At 61.8% G+C, this 16,780-nt stretch carries 13 protein-coding genes; 8 read left to right on the top strand and 5 right to left on the bottom strand.

What is annotated here, in order from left to right:
• Nucleotides 1-773 precede the first annotated feature (773 nt).
• On the bottom strand, nt 774-1,922 hold the full coding sequence (locus ABIE52_RS14070; RefSeq protein WP_007733721.1) for a PucR family transcriptional regulator: 1,149 nt from the start codon (nt 1,920-1,922) through the stop codon (nt 774-776).
• Between the two features lie 82 nt (nt 1,923-2,004).
• Here ABIE52_RS14070 and ABIE52_RS14065 point away from each other — a divergent pair, with 82 nt between their 5' ends.
• The 4 genes from ABIE52_RS14065 (at nt 2,005) to ABIE52_RS14050 (ending at nt 7,055) form a co-directional block, all read left to right on the top strand.
• Nucleotides 2,005-2,790: an HAD-IIA family hydrolase gene (locus tag ABIE52_RS14065; RefSeq protein ID WP_003941506.1), complete on the top strand. Its 786-nt coding sequence runs from the start codon at nt 2,005-2,007 to the stop codon at nt 2,788-2,790.
• Between the two features lie 80 nt (nt 2,791-2,870).
• Nucleotides 2,871-3,428, top strand: a complete 558-nt coding sequence (locus ABIE52_RS14060) for a DUF6764 family protein (RefSeq protein ID WP_039973364.1) — start codon at nt 2,871-2,873, stop codon at nt 3,426-3,428.
• Nucleotides 3,429-3,701: 273 nt separating this feature from the next.
• Nucleotides 3,702-5,327 (top strand): chaperonin GroEL, encoded by a 1,626-nt coding sequence (gene groL, locus ABIE52_RS14055; RefSeq protein WP_003941476.1) that lies wholly within the window; start codon nt 3,702-3,704, stop codon nt 5,325-5,327.
• Nucleotides 5,328-5,609: 282 nt separating this feature from the next.
• On the top strand, nt 5,610-7,055 hold the full coding sequence (locus ABIE52_RS14050; protein ID WP_007733729.1) for a wax ester/triacylglycerol synthase domain-containing protein: 1,446 nt from the start codon (nt 5,610-5,612) through the stop codon (nt 7,053-7,055).
• Nucleotides 7,056-7,326: 271 nt separating this feature from the next.
• Here ABIE52_RS14050 and ABIE52_RS14045 read toward each other — a convergent pair whose 3' ends face one another.
• Nucleotides 7,327-7,530 carry a PspC domain-containing protein gene (locus tag ABIE52_RS14045; protein WP_003941534.1) on the bottom strand — a complete coding sequence of 68 codons (204 nt, stop codon included), beginning with the start codon at nt 7,528-7,530 and terminating at the stop codon, nt 7,327-7,329.
• Between the two features lie 145 nt (nt 7,531-7,675).
• Here ABIE52_RS14045 and ppk2 point away from each other — a divergent pair, with 145 nt between their 5' ends.
• Nucleotides 7,676-8,590 carry a polyphosphate kinase 2 gene (ppk2, locus tag ABIE52_RS14040; protein ID WP_007733731.1) on the top strand — a complete coding sequence of 305 codons (915 nt, stop codon included), beginning with the start codon at nt 7,676-7,678 and terminating at the stop codon, nt 8,588-8,590.
• A gap of 51 nt (nt 8,591-8,641) precedes the next feature.
• On the top strand, nt 8,642-9,475 hold the full coding sequence (locus ABIE52_RS14035; RefSeq protein WP_042450422.1) for an alpha/beta hydrolase family protein: 834 nt from the start codon (nt 8,642-8,644) through the stop codon (nt 9,473-9,475).
• A 4-nt stretch (nt 9,476-9,479) separates the two neighbouring features.
• Here ABIE52_RS14035 and ABIE52_RS14030 read toward each other — a convergent pair whose 3' ends face one another.
• The 3 genes from ABIE52_RS14030 to ABIE52_RS14020 all read right to left on the bottom strand — a co-directional run bounded on the left by ABIE52_RS14030 (nt 9,480) and on the right by ABIE52_RS14020 (nt 13,949).
• Complete coding sequence (locus ABIE52_RS14030; RefSeq protein WP_047268841.1) at nt 9,480-11,531, bottom strand: prolyl oligopeptidase family serine peptidase; 2,052 nt, start codon at nt 11,529-11,531, stop codon at nt 9,480-9,482.
• 84 nt (nt 11,532-11,615) lie between these two features.
• Nucleotides 11,616-12,632 (bottom strand): alpha/beta hydrolase, encoded by a 1,017-nt coding sequence (locus ABIE52_RS14025; protein WP_192712086.1) that lies wholly within the window; start codon nt 12,630-12,632, stop codon nt 11,616-11,618.
• A gap of 267 nt (nt 12,633-12,899) precedes the next feature.
• Nucleotides 12,900-13,949 carry an alpha/beta hydrolase gene (locus ABIE52_RS14020; protein WP_021343370.1) on the bottom strand — a complete coding sequence of 350 codons (1,050 nt, stop codon included), beginning with the start codon at nt 13,947-13,949 and terminating at the stop codon, nt 12,900-12,902.
• A 344-nt stretch (nt 13,950-14,293) separates the two neighbouring features.
• Between ABIE52_RS14020 and ABIE52_RS14015 the strand changes: the two genes are divergently transcribed.
• Both ABIE52_RS14015 and lpdA read left to right on the top strand, forming a co-directional pair.
• Nucleotides 14,294-15,169, top strand: coding sequence for a dipeptidase (locus ABIE52_RS14015; protein ID WP_502944849.1), 876 nt, complete (start codon nt 14,294-14,296; stop codon nt 15,167-15,169).
• Between the two features lie 49 nt (nt 15,170-15,218).
• Nucleotides 15,219-16,622, top strand: a complete 1,404-nt coding sequence (gene lpdA, locus ABIE52_RS14010) for a dihydrolipoyl dehydrogenase (protein WP_003941477.1) — start codon at nt 15,219-15,221, stop codon at nt 16,620-16,622.
• Nucleotides 16,623-16,780: the final 158 nt, after the last annotated feature.

Below are 16,780 nucleotides of genomic sequence, written 5' to 3'. Positions count from 1 at the left end.
AATTCTGTTGAAGTCAGCCGAGTGGGGGTTGCCAGTCGAAGTCGACTGACGCCATGGAGCCTCTGTATACGAGCAATGAAATGATCTGCAAAATTATCGGTTCCTTGAGGTAAGGCACCATCGATCCTAGATCCATCGTTTACTCCTGTCGTTGGGTGATGTTCTGAAATGGATCAGGGTTGCGATGAGCCGGTCTCGATTAATCCGGCTAGCGAGCCGGTGGCGCCCTCGATGCCGGGCACTAGGGATCCGCTCCATACATTGTCCAGTAATCCGGTGAACAACGCAGCCGTTGCTTGAAGGAACATTGCGATCATATGAAGTTCCATCCTTTCGATAGATCTGGAAGACTTTTTGTACATCGGCGCATGCTTGTTGCATTCCACAAAGAGCAGGTTCGACTAGTGCACGGACCCTTGCGATCGTTCTGCTAAGAGATCCGTGTGGCGTTCGGGGTCTTATGTGGCGTGACGGGAATGAGGTTAGCTCGAGCAAGTCCACTTTGACTAGGAATTTGTAGAACCAAACTGAAACGTGTTTCATTTGTGCTGGTCAGGCAACCAAAATGGCCTATTTGGGCCGTGAGAGGAAGATCTTGCGGAACGCTAACCAGATTGCAAGATTGATGATTGCCGAATTGCTGGGTTTTGGGAATCGTGGCCGGTAATTATGACTTTTGGCGGACTGGTCGTTAATACTTTTGGGTGATATTTTGTCGAATACCCCCCAAAGTGGAGCGGCACGGGAGATGCTCCGATACCTTCTTCGCCGGCTCAGGAACTTCGTAGTTTGAACTGAAGCATCAGGATCAGTCGAGTGTCCGCGTCGCTCAGGTCAACCCCGCACATCTCCTTGCAGCGGCGTAATCGATTGCGGAGAGTGTTGGGGTGAACATGCAATGCTGCGGAGGAACTCGCGACATCACCGCCCTTGTCGAGGAAGGTGTGGGCCGTTGCGACGAGTTCGCTTCCATGTCGACGGTCGTACCCTTCCAGGGCGTGCATAGGTGTGGCGGTGCTCAGTCCGTCGAATATGTCGGCAACATGTAAGGCCAGTACCGACGCCAAGGTGTCGTTCATACCCGCGACAATCCCGCCGGACCGGTTGTGTCGCAGCGCGCCCAGAACATGGTCGGCGTCGGCGCGTGACAAATGGCATTCGCTGGCTGATTTCACGGTGCGGCCCACCGCAACGGCAAGTTGTGCTCGTGTGCGGGCGCGGCTGAGGAAGTCCTCCAACAGTCGGCGGGCGTTCGCTTCGTCAGCGCCGACAACAAGGTACGTCGAGTCGATCAACTGTGCGATCACGGCGTCGACGGCCAGAGTGTCCAGGTACAAGCTCAAGGAGGCGACCAACCCCGCCGGCAGTGGTCCCGTGACGGTTCCGACCGCGACCACCGTGAGCGGACCTGCCAACCGCAAGTCGTCGGCGGCGCGGAATGCGGGTTCGCCACCGCCGATCAGTGCTTGGACGCGCTGGGATTGGCGACGACGTGTGCTGTCGACCCGGTCACGCTCCGAGGCGATTCTCTCGGCCACGACAGATACCGCGGAACGAAGTATCGATTCCTGTGTGGGCGTCGGTGTTCCGGCCAGTGCGACCCAGATCGAGCCGACGGGGTGATCGTTCTCGCGAACTGCGATAACCAGTCGCGGCGTGATCGCGGGGTCTTCGAGGTCGACGTAGATGGGATCGCTCTCTCGGTGAAGCCGATCGAATACTCCTGCATCGGAGAGTAATTGGCGGAATCGGCTGGGTACCTGCCGACCGAGGATCGTGCCGATGCGAGCTTCGTCTACGGCCTGCTCGCCGCCGGAGTACGCGAGAACCGTCGAGTTCTCGTCCTCGATCGTGACGGGAGCGCCGAGCAATTCGGCCAGAGAACCGGCAACGGAGAAGAGGTCGTCGTCGCGCAGGTCCATGGGTGGGAGCCTACTGAGCGATGGACGGATTTCGGGTTTCGACGCCTCGGCAGGACCTCGATGGCGAATATAGGCTGGTGCAATGGCCGACATCGAAGGTGTTCTGTTCGATATCGACGGAGTCCTGCTCACGTCCTGGCAGCCGATCGAGGGAGCAGGGGAAGCAGTACGCGAAGTTCGGCGGCGCGGATTGGCCTGTGGGTTTCTGACCAACACCACCTCGCGCAGTTCGACACTCATCGCGCAGGGGTTGTGCGACGCCGGTATCGAGGTGGAGGCGAGCCAGATAGTTACTGCCGCCAGGCTCACGGGGGAGTACGTGCGGGCGACGTACCCGGACGCGAGGGCGTGGGTACTCAATCACGGTGACGTGTCCGCCGATCTCGAGGGAATCGAGTTCGACGACGCCGATCCCGAGGTCGTGATTCTCGGCGGCGCCGGCCCGGAGTTCACCCACGAGGCGCTGAGCCGAGTGCTCGAACTATTGCTCGCCGGAGTGCCCGTCGTCGCGATGCACCGCGGGATGATGTGGGAGACCGTAGACGGCCTTCGGATCGACACCGGAACGTACTTGCCCGGCTTCGAGGAAGTGGCGGGTGTAAACATCGCCGCAGTGGGTAAACCGTCTCTCACGGGGTTCCTGACAGCCACGGAGTTGATGCATGTCGAACCTGAGGCGACGGTGATGGTCGGCGACGATCTGATCGGGGACGTCCTCTCCTCGCAGCGGGTCGGCCTGACCGGAGTTCTGGTGCGCACAGGCAAGTTTCGGCAAACAGTGCTCGACCTCTCGGTTCAGAAGCCCGATCATGTCATCGATTCGGTCGCGGATCTCCCGGCCCTTCTCGGGGTCGTCCTCGAGGCTTGACCAGGCGGGGGTGACGGACTTCACTCGAGCGGGTACTCTCGCGCCCGAATCCAATGAACTTGTTCCACGAAGGAGTTTCTATGCCCTTGATCTCGTCAGTCTGGTTCCGTCGCTCATACTCTCGAGTCAGCGGAATTTCCAGTAGTCGGTTGGGGGGCCGCCTGGCGAGAACAGGGGCTGTGATGACTGTAGGTATGGGGCTCGCCGCCGGGCTGGCGCTGACCGGTGCGGGAGCTGCTTCCGCGGCGCCCGTCGCGTGTGTCTCGCCGCCGTCGGCAAATGACATCCAGGTCTCCGAGACCGCGAGCTGCGGCGCGCAGTCCGTCGGAGCCGGCCGCGCGCAGGCCGGTGCCGCCGAGAGCGGTACGGCAGTGAGCGTCGCCGCCGACAACGGCTACTCCAATTCATATGCCAACGGCTTCGGAACCGCGCTGGGGGCGTCTCGCGGTAACGGTCAGGCGCAGGCATTCGCGCTCGGCGGCGGTATCGCGCGGGCCGGGGCGGCTGACGGAAATGTCACCTTCGCCATCGCCGGTTACGGGGCGGGCGCTACAGCCGATGCCAATGGCGTCGACTGCGTCGGAGTGCTCTCGTTCGCGGTCAATTTGAGTAACGGACAGTTCTGCATCGCGGGCTGAGGCTCAACCTTGCACTCGGCACGCTCGAGTGCTAAAAATGCAGTTGGCACTCGCGAACCGTGAGTGCCAGGTCGAGGCAGTGAGACCGGGAACCATAGACACCCCCGGTCGTCCGTCGCGGGCACTGACTAGACCACAGGCGTAGATGGGTGACCAGGCAAATCGGTCGCCCGTGTAATGAGGTGACCGGTCAAACGGTCGCCTTGTGCCGATGAGGTGACCCGACGAGCGGTCACCTTGTGTGTCACCCCCTATCCGGAGGATCACTTCGCAATGGCAAAGATCATCGCGTTCGACGAAGAGGCACGTCGTGGCCTCGAGCGAGGCCTCAACGCCCTCGCCGACGCTGTCAAGGTGACGTTGGGCCCCAAGGGTCGCAACGTCGTTCTCGAAAAGAAGTGGGGCGCCCCCACGATCACCAACGATGGTGTTTCCATCGCCAAGGAGATCGAACTCGACGACCCGTACGAGAAGATCGGCGCCGAGCTCGTCAAGGAGGTCGCCAAGAAGACTGACGACGTCGCTGGCGACGGCACCACCACCGCTACCGTTCTCGCACAGGCACTGGTCCGTGAAGGTCTGCGCAACGTCGCAGCCGGCGCGAACCCGCTCGGCCTCAAGCGCGGCATCGAGAAGGCTGTCGAGGCTGTCACAGCTCGCCTGCTCGAGACCGCCAAGGAGATCGACACCAAGGAGCAGATCGCTGCTACCGCCGGTATTTCCGCCGGCGACCCGTCCATCGGTGAGCTCATCGCCGAGGCTATGGACAAGGTCGGCAAGGAAGGCGTCATCACGGTCGAGGAGTCCAACACCTTCGGCCTGCAGCTCGAGCTCACCGAGGGCATGCGCTTCGACAAGGGCTACATCTCGGCGTACTTCGCCACCGATGCAGAGCGTCAGGAAGCCGTCCTCGAAGACGCGTACATCCTGCTCGTCAGCTCCAAGATCTCCACGGTCAAGGACCTGCTGCCCCTGCTGGAGAAGGTCATCCAGTCCGGCAAGCCGCTCCTGATCATCGCCGAGGACGTCGAGGGCGAAGCTCTCTCCACCCTCGTGGTCAACAAGATCCGTGGCACCTTCAAGTCTGTTGCCGTCAAGGCTCCCGGCTTCGGTGACCGTCGTAAGGCTCAGCTCGCCGACATCGCCATCCTCACCGGTGGCGAGGTCATCAGCGAAGAGGTCGGACTCTCCTTGGAGACCGCAGGCCTCGAGCTCCTCGGCCAGGCACGCAAGGTCGTCATCACCAAGGACGAGACCACCATCGTCGAGGGTGCCGGCGACGCCGACGCAATCGCCGGTCGTGTCAGCCAGATCCGCGCCGAGATCGAGAACAGCGACTCGGATTACGACCGTGAGAAGCTGCAGGAACGTCTGGCCAAGCTGGCCGGCGGCGTTGCAGTCATCAAGGCCGGCGCTGCTACCGAGGTCGAGCTCAAGGAGCGCAAGCACCGCATCGAAGATGCAGTGCGTAACGCAAAGGCAGCCGTCGAAGAGGGCATCGTCGCCGGTGGTGGCGTTGCACTTCTCCAGGCAGCTCCCGCACTGGACGACCTCAAGCTCGAAGGTGACGAGGCAACCGGCGCGAACATCGTTCGCGTTGCACTGTCCGCTCCGCTCAAGCAGATCGCATTCAACGCAGGCCTCGAGCCCGGCGTTGTTGCGGACAAGGTCTCCAACCTGCCCGCAGGTCACGGCCTCAACGCTGCGACCAACGAGTACGGCGACCTGCTCGCTGCAGGCATCAACGACCCGGTCAAGGTCACCCGCTCGGCACTGCAGAACGCAGCGTCCATCGCGGCTCTGTTCCTGACGACCGAAGCCGTTGTCGCTGACAAGCCCGAGAAGGCCGGAGCGCCTGCAGGCGATCCGACCGGCGGCATGGGCGGCATGGACTTCTGAGTCCATCTCCACCTAGCTCCTAGAGCCCGGCCCACCATTCGGTGGGCCGGGCTTTTGCTCGTGCGGGGGAGGCAAGTTTCGATGACTTGGCAGCGGCAGCCGCGATGCAGATTGCGGATTCACCTAACCAAGAGGTTGCCTCCTGATCGATCGGAATCACAGGCACCTTTTCCGATTGCTGGATCCGGTGATACCCAACGATTCCGAGCAGAACCCAGAGGATCGGCATGTCAGCTCGCTACAATTCGGACATTCGTTCAGCGTCGGAATTGAGGGGCATGCATGATCTTTCGGAACTCGTTGCCAGCCGCGGTATCTCAGATGGGGCCGCGAGACGCGGAGTTCGTCTACAACGAGTCCGGCGGACATCTGAGCCACATGGTCTGCGCCTACTTCTTCGACACGACGGGCCATCCGCTCGCAGAGATGACGCACGACGACGCGGTTCGGTGGATCACCGAAAGATTCGGATACTGGCCACTGTTCACGAGTCGACTCCAGCGAGTTCCGCTGGATCTGGACTATCCCTATTGGGTCCCGGCCGATTTCGACGTCGGTGATCACGTGCACGTCCATCGTGCCCCGGTTGCCGGGTGGGCGCCGGTTCGTGAATTGCTCGGGCGCTCGCTCGGTGAGCCGATGGACTTGTCCCGGCCGCCCTGGGAGTTGCACGTCATGACCGGAGTGCACGGGATCGACGAGCTACCGGGCAATCTGACGCTGATCATGCTCAAGACCCACCACGGGGCCGGTGACGGTCTGGCGATCCGCGATCTGACCAACCTTCTGTTCTCCGGTCCGCCGAAGCCGGAGACGAAGCGTGCCGGTTCGGGGCTTTCGTCGCTGAATTTGATCGGGCGCACGGTCGTGGGTTTGCCCGGCCAGGCGATCCGTTTCGGCCGGGGTCTGTCCGTGACAAAGGTTGCGGCCGAGACGGTTCGGGAGGCGGAAGAGGCCGGAGAGCTGCCTACGTACTCGGCCGACCGCCTGCCGACCCGATTCAACGGCATGCTGGGCGGAGACATCACGATCGATTTCCTGACGCTGGACGGCGCAGACATCAAAGCGATCCGAGCGGCCGTTCCGGACGTGACGGTCAACGACATCTTCCTGACCGTCGTCGCCGGCGCTCTCGACGCATACCTGTCGGAGAAGGGCGAGAAATCAGGCAGTGGGTTGGCGGCGATGGTTCCCCGATCGATGCGGCAGATCGCCGAATGGGAATCGGCCAACCAACTGGCGCTGTTGACGGTCGATCTGCACACGGACGTCGAAGATCCGGTCGAGCGGCTGACACGAATCAGGGATTCGGCGCTGATGGCAAAGGGGCGGAGTTTGCACCCAGCCGTCCGTCGATACGGCACACGCATCGAAACGTCGCCCGCGGCTCTGCTCAGACTCACCGGTCTCTCGCGTCGGATCAACAAGCTTGACCCTTCGCACAAGGTCATTCAGAACACGACGATCAGCAATGTCCCGGTATCGGTCGACGGCAATGTCTTCGAAGGTGCGCCGGCGGTGGCAGTTCTCGGCGGGCAGGCGCCGGTCGACGGAGACATTCTGCGCCACTTCCTCATTGCTGCGCGTGGAGGTTCTCTGACGCTCAATGTCATTGTCTCGCGAGAGACGATGCCAGATATCGAGCACTACATCGAATTATTGCGGGTGGGGTTCACGGCGCTTCTGCAGGCAGTTTCCGACCAAAATCGTGAGTTGGTCGAACGATAATCTCTCGACACCTCAGCTTTACGGCGCCTGTCGTTCCCTGAGTTTTCTGATCGGCGTCATTTGCTCGTCCCAAGTGAACCACTGAACATCTTGGTTGGGCAGCGTCAGTGGCCTGGCCGTCAAGGGTCTCGAGGCCCTCGCTGCGCTCAGCGGTGGAGAGTTGAAGGCCGCCAAGTAGATTGTCGATTTCGGGGCCTGCTCGTGTTGGCGCGTAGGCCCCGAAATACCTTTTGTCGGCGCGTAATTCTCGCCATGTCAAGTGCCGGAATTCTCAACCTAACGGCATGAGCATCCAGGCGGCGAGATATACCAAAGCCGCGGTTCCACCCGTGCAAATAGCCGCGATAACGGCGAGTAGACGGACAAGATTTACGTCGGCGCCGAAGTAATCTGCAATTCCGCCGCACACTCCGGCGAACATTTTCTTGTCGTTGGAACGGGTGAAGGGGCGAGGTGTGTTGCTTTCGAATGTCATGCTTCAATTCTGAAGCGAGATCGCATCAGGCACCATCGGGGACGACCCCCATCTGCACCCTGATCTTTTGAGCCCGTCGTGTCATACCCCGGTAGTTCATCCCAGCTTCACCGAACGGTTGCTGCGGGAGACTACCTTGTCGGCGGTGACCGATTTAGCAGAACGCCGACCGTTCCTCAGCGCCTTCGCGGATCTCTCGACCGCCGTCGATCTGGCCGACACCGCCGCCTTCACCGTCGACGACAATGACGACGACGATCCGGTGCTGCTGACGTCGCCGGACGGTTTCGAGGTCGACACCTGGCGGGAGGGCTACCCGTACGACGCACGGATGCCTCGGGACGAGTACGAAATGTCCAAGCGTCTGCTGCAGATCGAACTCCTCAAGCTGCAGAACTGGTCGAAAGAAACCGGCGCACGGCACGCCATCGTGTTCGAAGGACGCGACGCTGCCGGTAAGGGCGGAACGATCAAACGATTCATGGAGCACCTCAATCCTCGTGGCGCTCGCGTCGTCGCGCTGGAGAAGCCGTCGGCTCGCGAGTCGACGCAGTGGTACTTCCAGCGCTACGTGCAGCACCTTCCCGCCGCCGGGGAACTGGTGATGTTCGATCGATCTTGGTACAACCGGGCCGGGGTCGAGCGGGTCATGGGTTTCTGCACCGACGAGGAGCATGAGCGATTTCTGCGCCAGGTGCCGTTGTTCGAGCAGATGCTCGTCGACGACGGCATCAGCTTGATCAAGTTCTGGTTCTCGGTTTCACCGCTGGAGCAGCGCACGCGGTTCGCGATCAGACAGGTCGATCCCGTGCGGCAGTGGAAGCTTTCGCCGATGGACATCGCTTCTCTGGACAAGTGGGATGCGTACACGGCGGCGAAGGAAGAGATGATCCGGTTCACCGATACCGCCACCGCTCCGTGGACCGTCATCAAGAGCAACGACAAGAAACGCGCGCGGATAAACGCGATGCGTCACGTGCTCAGTCAGTTCGATTACGACAACAAGGATTACGAGATCGTGGGTACTCCGGATCCGCTGATCGTGGGCAGCCTCGAATAGTCGGCGCGTGTGCTCTGCCCATCCGCGGCGTGGGTGGTTAGTGTGAGTTGAATGGAGACCGTACCGATCCAACTCCCCGACGGCACCGTGACCCCGATCCGTCTGTTTCCCGGACCGAACGACGACGCACCCGTGGTGGTGATGTTGCCCGGGCTCGGAGTTCCCGCCGGGTTCTACGATCCGGTGGCGCAGGCCCTGGTCGAAGCCGGCTTCAACGCGGCCATCGGTGAACTGCGCGGCCAAGGTGACAGCAAACCGCGCCCGAGCGCGTCGAGTGCTTTCGGATATCAGGAACTGGTCTCGATCGATTGTCCGGCGACGTTCGAGGTAGTGCGCGAGCGGTTCCCGGCCAGCACACCATTTCTGATGGGGCACAGCATGGGCGGCCAGATCGGGGTGATGTACGCGTCGAGGATTCGGGGCCGGCTCGGCGGACTGATCCTGGTTGCCTCCGGATCGCCGTATCACCGCGGATTCCCCGGAATCCGTGCGCCCGGACTCTATCTGGGTTCGTCCGCGATGTCGGTGACAGCCAACATTGCCGGCTTCTGGCCGGGAGACCGGGTCAACGTCGGCGGCTTCGGTCGACAGTCGAAAGTACTGATCACCGATTGGGCCCGGTTCGCCAGGACCGGTCGCATGGAACCCGTCGGTGCGGATATCGACTACGAGGAGCGGATCGCTCGCCTGACCTTGCCGGTTCTGTCGATCACGATCGAAGGGGACGATCTCGCTCCACGCCGGTCGGCAAAGAACCTGGTGGACAAGCTCTCCGGGGCCCAAGTGACGATGACGCACATCGACGAACCACTCGGTCACAACGGTTGGATACGCAATCCCACCGCTGTGAGCGAGCGCGTCGTCGCGTGGTTGCGCGACCGCTGAAAGATCAGGCGAGTTTCTGCCAGAGGAACTCGTAGGTCAGCGCAGTCTTGAAGGCCAGCTGAGCATTGTCCGCGGCGCCGCCGTGGCCACCCTCGATGTTCTCGAAATACAGCACCGGCTTGCCCAGCTCTTCCAGCCGTGCGGCCATCTTGCGGGCATGCGCGGGGTGGACGCGGTCGTCGCGGGTGGACGTCGCGATCAGGATCGGTGGGTACGACGCGGCGGCGTCGATGTTCTGATACGGCGAGTACTCCGAGATGAATGCCCACTCCTCCGGGACATCGGGGTCACCGTATTCGGCCATCCACGAAGCGCCGGCCAGCAGGAGATGGAATCGGCGCATGTCCAGCAGCGGGACCTGACAGACGATGGCGCCGAAGAGCTCGGGGTACTTGGTCAGCATGATGCCCATCAGCAGGCCGCCGTTGCTACCGCCCTGAGCTGCCAGAAGATCCGGGGTCGTGATTCCGCGATCGACGAGGTCTCTCGCGACGGCAGCGAAGTCTTCGTGCACCTTGTGGCGCCCGGCCTTGAGAACCTGTGTGTGCCAACCGGGTCCGTACTCGCCGCCACCACGAATGTTCGCAACCACATAGGTTCCGCCCTGCGTCAGCCAGGCACGGCCCAGAGAACCGCTGTACGACGGTGTCAGCGAGATCTCGAATCCGCCGTACCCGTAGAGCAGGGTAGGGCCGGGCTCGCTACGCGGACTGCGCACCACGAAGTACGGAACTTGGGTGCCGTCGGCAGAGGTGGCGAAGAACTGCTCCGTGGTGATGCCCTCGGCGTCGAAGAACGAGGGAGCCTGCTTGAGGGCAGTGGGTTCGGTTTCGCCGATCACGCCGTGCAAAAGAGTTGCAGGGGAGGTGTATCCACTCGAATTGACGAAGTACTCGTTGCTGACATCAGGGTCGGTGTCGAGAATTTCGATACTGGTCAGTTCTGGAAGCCCTTCGAAAGGTCGATCCTCCCAGCCGTTTTCGCCCGGCGTCAGGATTCGCAGCGTCGTGCGCACGTCGGTCAGGACCACCAGAATCAGATGATCGCGTGTCCAGGTGTAGTGCTCGAGCGAGGAATGTGCGTCGGGTTCGAAGATCGATGTCAGTGCTCGTGAGCCGGCAAGGAAATCGTCGTAACGGATGGCAAGCAGTGCGCCGGTCGGATATTCGGTGTCCTCGACGGCCCACACGGACTTGGTGCGGATCAACAACCACTCGTGGTGAATCGAGATCCCGGCGTCCTCGGGGACGTCCACGAGCACCAGTTCACCGTCGGGGCGAACTTCGAAATGCTGAGAGTTGTAGAAATCGACCGAGCGAGTGACGAAGTCTCGTTCGAATCCGGGCGTCGGATCGTGCGAAGCCGAGATCGCCACGTCCGTGGCCTGGCCCTCGTAGACGGTCTCGGCGCTGGAGAGGGGAGTGCCGCGTTTCCACCGCTGGGCCAGACGGGGATATCCGGAATCGGTGAGCGACCCCGGTCCGATATCCGTTCCGACGTAGACGGTGTCGATGTCGATCCAGTCGATGTCGGTCTTGGCCTCGGGAAGGTAGAAGCCGGGATTCTCGCCCTCGGGAGCGAGGAACTCGCGCTTGTCGATGTCGAACTCGCGAACGACCGCCGCGTCTGCCCCACCGCGGGAGAGACTGATCAATGCACGGTTGCGGTGTGGCCGTAGAAGTTGCGTGCCCTTCCAGACCCAGTTCTCGCCCTCGGCCTCGGCCAGGGCGTCGAGGTCGACCAGGACGTCCCATTCCGGGTCGTCGGTGACGTACTGATCGAACGTCGTGCGTCGCCACAATCCGCGAACGTGGGTGCTGTCGCGCCAGAAGTTGTAGAGGAACTCACCTCGACGGCGGACGTAGGGGATTCGCGCGTCGGTATCGAGGATCTCGCGCACGTCGCTCTGCAGTCGATCGAAGCGCTCGTTGTCGGTGAGCTGCTCCTCGGTCACGGCATTGTGCTGACGGACCCAATCGAGTGCAGACTCACCGGTCACGTCTTCGAGCCAGAGGTAGGGGTCGTCGCCGGTGGTGGGCTGCTGATCGGAAGTCATACGTCCATTCTTACTGCTCGCTCCCGACAGCACTCGACCCCGCTCCCGAAACACTGGAGCGGGGTCGAGTGAGAACGAATCGGGTCAGACGCCCAGGGAGTGAGCGAGCATCGGCCAGGAGTTGTGGAGATCGTCCTGCCAGTAGCCCCACGAGTGGGTGCCGGTCGGCTTGAAGTCGAAGGTGGCCGGGATCTTCAGGTCGCTCAGGCGGTAGGCGAGGTTGTGGGTGCAGTAGTTGACCGCTGCCTCGATGATGCCGCCGACGATCGCCTGGTTGGCGAGCGCACCGACCTGACCGTTGATCGCGGGATTGGCGAGAGTGTCGTGTGGGCCGGGGAGTCCGGAGCCGGTGGAGATGAAGAGCTCGGTGCCGCGGAGCTTCTCGGCGTTGAGGACCGGATCGTTGTCCTTCCAGCCCTGACCGTCGAGCGGGCCCCACATGTTGGTGATGTCAGCTCCGCCGCGGGTACCTGTGACAAGTTCGATCGCACTCTGACCGACGGGAGTACTGGTCTCGGCGCATCCGCTGTATGCACCGACGCCCTTGTAGAGGCCGGGAGCCGCGATGGCGAGGTTGAGGACCGAGGTCGCGGTCATGGAGATCGCGGAGATGGACTGCACCTTGTTGGTGTTGAACTCGGCGTCGATGACGGGCGGGAGTTCCTTGGTCAGGAACGTCTGCCACTTCTGACGACCGAGAACCGGATCGTCGTTCACCCAGTCGGTGTAATAGCTGAATGCGCCTTCGAGCGGTGTGACGACGTTGACGTTCTTGTCCTGGAAGAAGTTCATGACGTCGGTCTTGCGTTGCCAGGTCGCCGAGTCCTCGCCGCCGCCTGCACCGTTGAGCAGGTAGAGCGTCGGGCGGGGTTCGCTGCCATCCGCTGGGAGGATGACCTCGAGCGGGATGTTGCGATCCATCGCCGGGGAGAAGACCGAGATGGTGACCTTGCGGTCGCCGGTCTTGGTGTTGCTCACGACGTGGGATCCGGACGTGTCACCGCCCGCAGAAGCTGTCGCCGGACTGATCAGCATCGGCAGCACCGTGGCCACTGCGAGAGCTGCGATCACACTGCCACGCTTGAAAATTCGAGCACGCATACGTTCGGATCCTCCACCTGAATGTCTTCGGATCCGGAACGGATCGAAGTGCCTGTGAGCCCTTACTGGAACAGGTTCACTTTTTGTTATGTGTCAGTAAAGCAGAGCGGGCGCAGAAAGTGACGCGATTCGATTGCCTGACAATTGAATTGGCCCCGGAATTAACCCCCGAATTAACCCCCGAATTAACCCCCGAATCGGCCCAGACAAGCACTCGACCCCGCTCCCGGAAGTGCAGGGAGCGGGGTCGAGTCGGAACGATTTCGGTCAGATGCCCATCGAACGAGCGAGCATCGGCCAGGAGTTGTGGAGATCGTCTTCCCAGTAGCCCCACGAGTGGGTGCCGGTCGGCTTGAAGTCGAAGGTGGCCGGGATCTTGAGATCGTTGAGGCGGTAGGCGAGGTTGTGGGTGCAGTAGTTGACTGCTGCCTCGATGACGCCGCCGACGATCACCTGGTTGGCGAGTGTGCCGACCTGTCCGTTGATCGCCTCGTTGTTCAGGGTGTCGTGCGGGCCGGGGAGTCCGGAGCCGGTGGAGATGAAGAGCTCGGTGCCGCGGAGCTTCTCGGCGTTGACGACGGGGTCGTTGTCGATCCAGCCCTGGCCGTCGAGGGGGCCCCACATGTTGGTCACGTCAGCGTCGCCGCGCATGCCCACAACCAGTTCGATGGAGGACTGGCCGACCGGTGTGCTGGTCTCGGCGCATCCGCTGTATGCACCGACGCCCTTGTAGAGGCCCGGAGCTGCGATGGCGAGGTTGAGGACCGAGGTCGCGGTCATCGAGATCGCGGAGATCGACTGGACGCCGTTGGTGTTGAACTCGGCGTCGATGACGGGCGGGAGTTCCTGGGTCAGGAACGTCTGCCACTTCTGACGGCCGAGGGACGGGTCGTCGTTCACCCAGTCGGTGTAGTAGCTGAATGCACCTTCGAGCGGGGTGACGACGTTGACGTTCTTGTCAGCGAAGAACTCGTTGACGTCGGTCTGACGCTGCCACGTCGCCCGGTCTTCGCCGCCGCCTGCACCATTGAGCAGGTAGAGGGTCGGGCGGGGTTCGCTGCCGTCTGCCGGGAGGATGACCTCGAGCGGAATGTCGCGTCCCATGGAAGGTGAGTACACCTTGATGGTGGCGATGCGCCCGTTGTCCGTGCGGCTCGAGAGCTTGGAACCCGTTGTGTTTGCCTTGGCAACAGTTGCCGTGGTGGTCGACGGATCTCCGCCTGCGGACGACACTGCAGGGCTGATCAGCATCGGCAGCACGGATACTGCGGCTACAGCGGCGACCAGACGGCCACGCTTGAAAGTGCGAGCACGCATACGTTCAGAAACCTCCACCTAAAATTCCTTCGAATCCGCCCAGGAGTGAACGGTCCTTTGTTGCTGTTCCCGTACGGGAATTCATGCTGGGTACATGCTCTGTCGATAGGTACAGGGCGTGTGAGTCTTGTAAGTTCTACCGCATCGGTGCGTTATCCGCCAGTGAACCAGAGATTTGCTGAACGTACGACCAGTTTCAGGTGAATTTCCCTGATCATCGACGGGATTAGTGAGTGAACCGGACATATCCACTATGGGAACAACATTGTTGCCTACCTCTGCAGTCGAACGCGTCTGTCGAAGATCTTCTCCGATATCAGCGCCCAGCGGGGAGTTACGTTTCGGTGAACGTCGGTTACTCGCCGCAGACTCGCGCGGACTCGACGGCAATCGCCAAGAGTTTCGCGTGGCAGGCGCGGGTCGAGTTCCCGGAGATCACCCCTGTCTTCAGCGTCGACGGCGTCGTGGAGATTCAGGAGTCCGGCGGAATCGCCCTGGCCTTCGACCTGGAGGACTCGAATCCGCTGGAGGGAGACCTGGCCAACGTCTCGTACTTCTACGACCTCGGAGTCCGCTCGATGTTGCCGACGTATAACTACATGAACGCTGCCGGCTGCGGCTGCTTGGACCTGGCGGACACGGGGTTGAGTGGATACGGCCGTGACCTGGTTGCCGAGATGAATCGCGTCGGAATGACGGTCGACGGCTCACATTGTTCTGTACAGACGGGGTTGGACATCTCAGCTATCACCCAGCGAGCAATGATCTACAGCCACTCGAACCTCCGAAGGTTGTGGGAGCATCCGCGCAACATCACCGACGATCAGGCCAGAGCGTGTGCGGAGACCGGCGGCGTCGTCGGGATCAACGGCGTGGGCATATTCCTCGGCGTCAACGGACCGGATGACGACCAGGCTCGGCTGTCCGCGATGGCCGACCACATCGAAGAGGCTGTGGGACTCGTCGGCATCGATCATGTCGGGATCGGCTCCGACTTCTCCTTCGACGCCGACGACTTCCGCGAAGAGATCGAGCAGAACCCGTCGTCGTTCTCCGAGGCGTACACCGCGTGGGGGCCACTGCAGTGGACTCCTCCGGAGGAGGTGCTGACACTTGATCAGGTATTGCGTGAGCGGGGCTTCGACGAGCCGTCGATCGAGGCCGTGTACGGCGGAAATTTCGCCCGAGTTGCCCGAGAAGTGTGGGCTACCGACGGGTAATACGACCATCTGGGGACAGCGAAACGATGCAGGACTACCCTGGTGAATCGTGACCTCACACTATGACGTCGTTGTCCTCGGAGCCGGCCCCGGTGGGTACGTCGCTGCTATCCGCGCGGCACAACTGGGCCTGAGCACCGCCATCATCGAGCAGAAGTACTGGGGCGGTGTATGCCTGAATGTCGGCTGCATTCCGTCCAAGGCGCTTCTCCGTAACGCCGAACTCGCGCACATCTTCACGAAAGAAGCGAAGACGTTCGGCATGTCCGGAGACGTGTCCTTCGATTTCGGCTCCGCTTTCGATCGCAGCCGCAAGGTCGCGGACGGGCGAGTCAAGGGCATTCACTTCTTGATGAAGAAGAACAAGATCCCGGAGTACGACGGCAAGGGCACGTTCGTCGACGCCAACACCATCAGCGTGGAGCTGAGCAAGGGTGGCACCGAGACGATCACGTTCGACAACGCCATCATCGCGACCGGTTCGTACACCAAGCTGCTGCCCGGCACCTCGCTGAGCGAGAACGTCGTGACCTACGAAGAGCAGATCCTCACCCGTGACCTTCCGGGTTCGATCCTGATCGTCGGTGCCGGCGCGATCGGCATGGAGTTCGGTTACGTCCTCAAGAACTACGGCGTCGACGTCACGATCGTCGAGTTCCTCGATCGGGCACTGCCCAACGAGGACGCCGACGTCTCGAAGGAAATCGCCAAGCAGTACAAGAAGCTCGGCGTCACCATCAAGACCGGTGCCGCTGTGCAGTCCATCAGCGACGACGGCAGCAAGGTCACCGTCTCGATCAAGGACAACAAGTCCGGCGAGATCGAGACCGTGGTCGTCGACAAGGTTCTGCAGTCCGTCGGCTTCGCACCGCGCGTGGAGGGCTTCGGTCTCGAGAACACCGGTGTCGCGTTGACCGATCGCGGCGCCATCGCGATCGACGACTACATGCGCACCAACGTCCCGCACATCTTCGCCATCGGTGACGTCACCGCCAAGCTGCAGCTCGCGCACGTCGCAGAAGCTCAGGCTGTCGTCGCTGCCGAGACCATCGGCGGCGCGGAGACGCAGACACTCGGTGACTACCGGATGATGCCGCGTGCGACGTTCTGCCAGCCGCAGGTCGCCTCGTTCGGTTTGACCGAGGAGCAGGCCAAGGCCGAGGGCTACGACGTCAAGGTCGCGAACTTCCCGTTCGCTGCCAACGGCAAGGCACACGGTCTCGGTGACCCGACCGGTTTCGTCAAGCTGATCGCCGACAAGAAGTACGGCGAACTGCTCGGCGGGCACCTCATCGGACCGGACGTTTCGGAACTGCTGCCCGAGCTGACCTTGGCCCAGAAGTGGGACCTCACGGTCAACGAGTTGGCACGCAACGTCCACACCCACCCCACGCTCAGTGAGGCACTGCAGGAAGCGATCCACGGCCTCGCCGGCCACATGATCAACTTCTGACGGCAGGGCCTTCGGCCCCGTGCGCCTTTTCGGTAGTTCGCACTACCGGAAAGGCTCACGGGGTTTTTCGTCTTTTGTGTCGAGTTGTGTTGCGAAACCGCCATCTGAGGCCTTCGAGTCGGGGTGTAGGCGCGCAACGCATTAGCGTCCCGAGTCGA

It is taken from the genome of Rhodococcus sp. OAS809 (genome assembly GCF_040546695.1).
Classification (GTDB): Bacteria; Actinomycetota; Actinomycetes; order Mycobacteriales; family Mycobacteriaceae; genus Rhodococcus_F; species Rhodococcus_F qingshengii.
The sequence above is the reverse complement of the archived record's forward strand: the minus strand, read 5'-3'. Positions and strand labels throughout refer to the sequence as shown.

Excerpts from the sequence above, each read along its gene's own strand:
- ABIE52_RS14070 (WP_007733721.1), bottom strand. The coding sequence starts at position 1,922 with ATGGACCTGCGCGACGACGACCTCTTCTCCGTTGCCGGTTCTCTGGCC.
- ABIE52_RS14065 (WP_003941506.1), top strand. The coding sequence starts at position 2,005 with ATGGCCGACATCGAAGGTGTTCTGTTCGATATCGACGGAGTCCTGCTC.
- ABIE52_RS14060 (WP_039973364.1), top strand. The coding sequence starts at position 2,871 with ATGCCCTTGATCTCGTCAGTCTGGTTCCGTCGCTCATACTCTCGAGTC.
- groL (WP_003941476.1), top strand. The coding sequence starts at position 3,702 with ATGGCAAAGATCATCGCGTTCGACGAAGAGGCACGTCGTGGCCTCGAG.
- ABIE52_RS14050 (WP_007733729.1), top strand. The coding sequence starts at position 5,610 with ATGATCTTTCGGAACTCGTTGCCAGCCGCGGTATCTCAGATGGGGCCG.
- ABIE52_RS14045 (WP_003941534.1), bottom strand. The coding sequence starts at position 7,530 with ATGACATTCGAAAGCAACACACCTCGCCCCTTCACCCGTTCCAACGAC.
- ABIE52_RS14035 (WP_042450422.1), top strand. The coding sequence starts at position 8,642 with ATGGAGACCGTACCGATCCAACTCCCCGACGGCACCGTGACCCCGATC.
- ABIE52_RS14030 (WP_047268841.1), bottom strand. The coding sequence starts at position 11,531 with ATGACTTCCGATCAGCAGCCCACCACCGGCGACGACCCCTACCTCTGG.
- ABIE52_RS14025 (WP_192712086.1), bottom strand. The coding sequence starts at position 12,632 with ATGCGTGCTCGAATTTTCAAGCGTGGCAGTGTGATCGCAGCTCTCGCA.
- ABIE52_RS14020 (WP_021343370.1), bottom strand. The coding sequence starts at position 13,949 with ATGCGTGCTCGCACTTTCAAGCGTGGCCGTCTGGTCGCCGCTGTAGCC.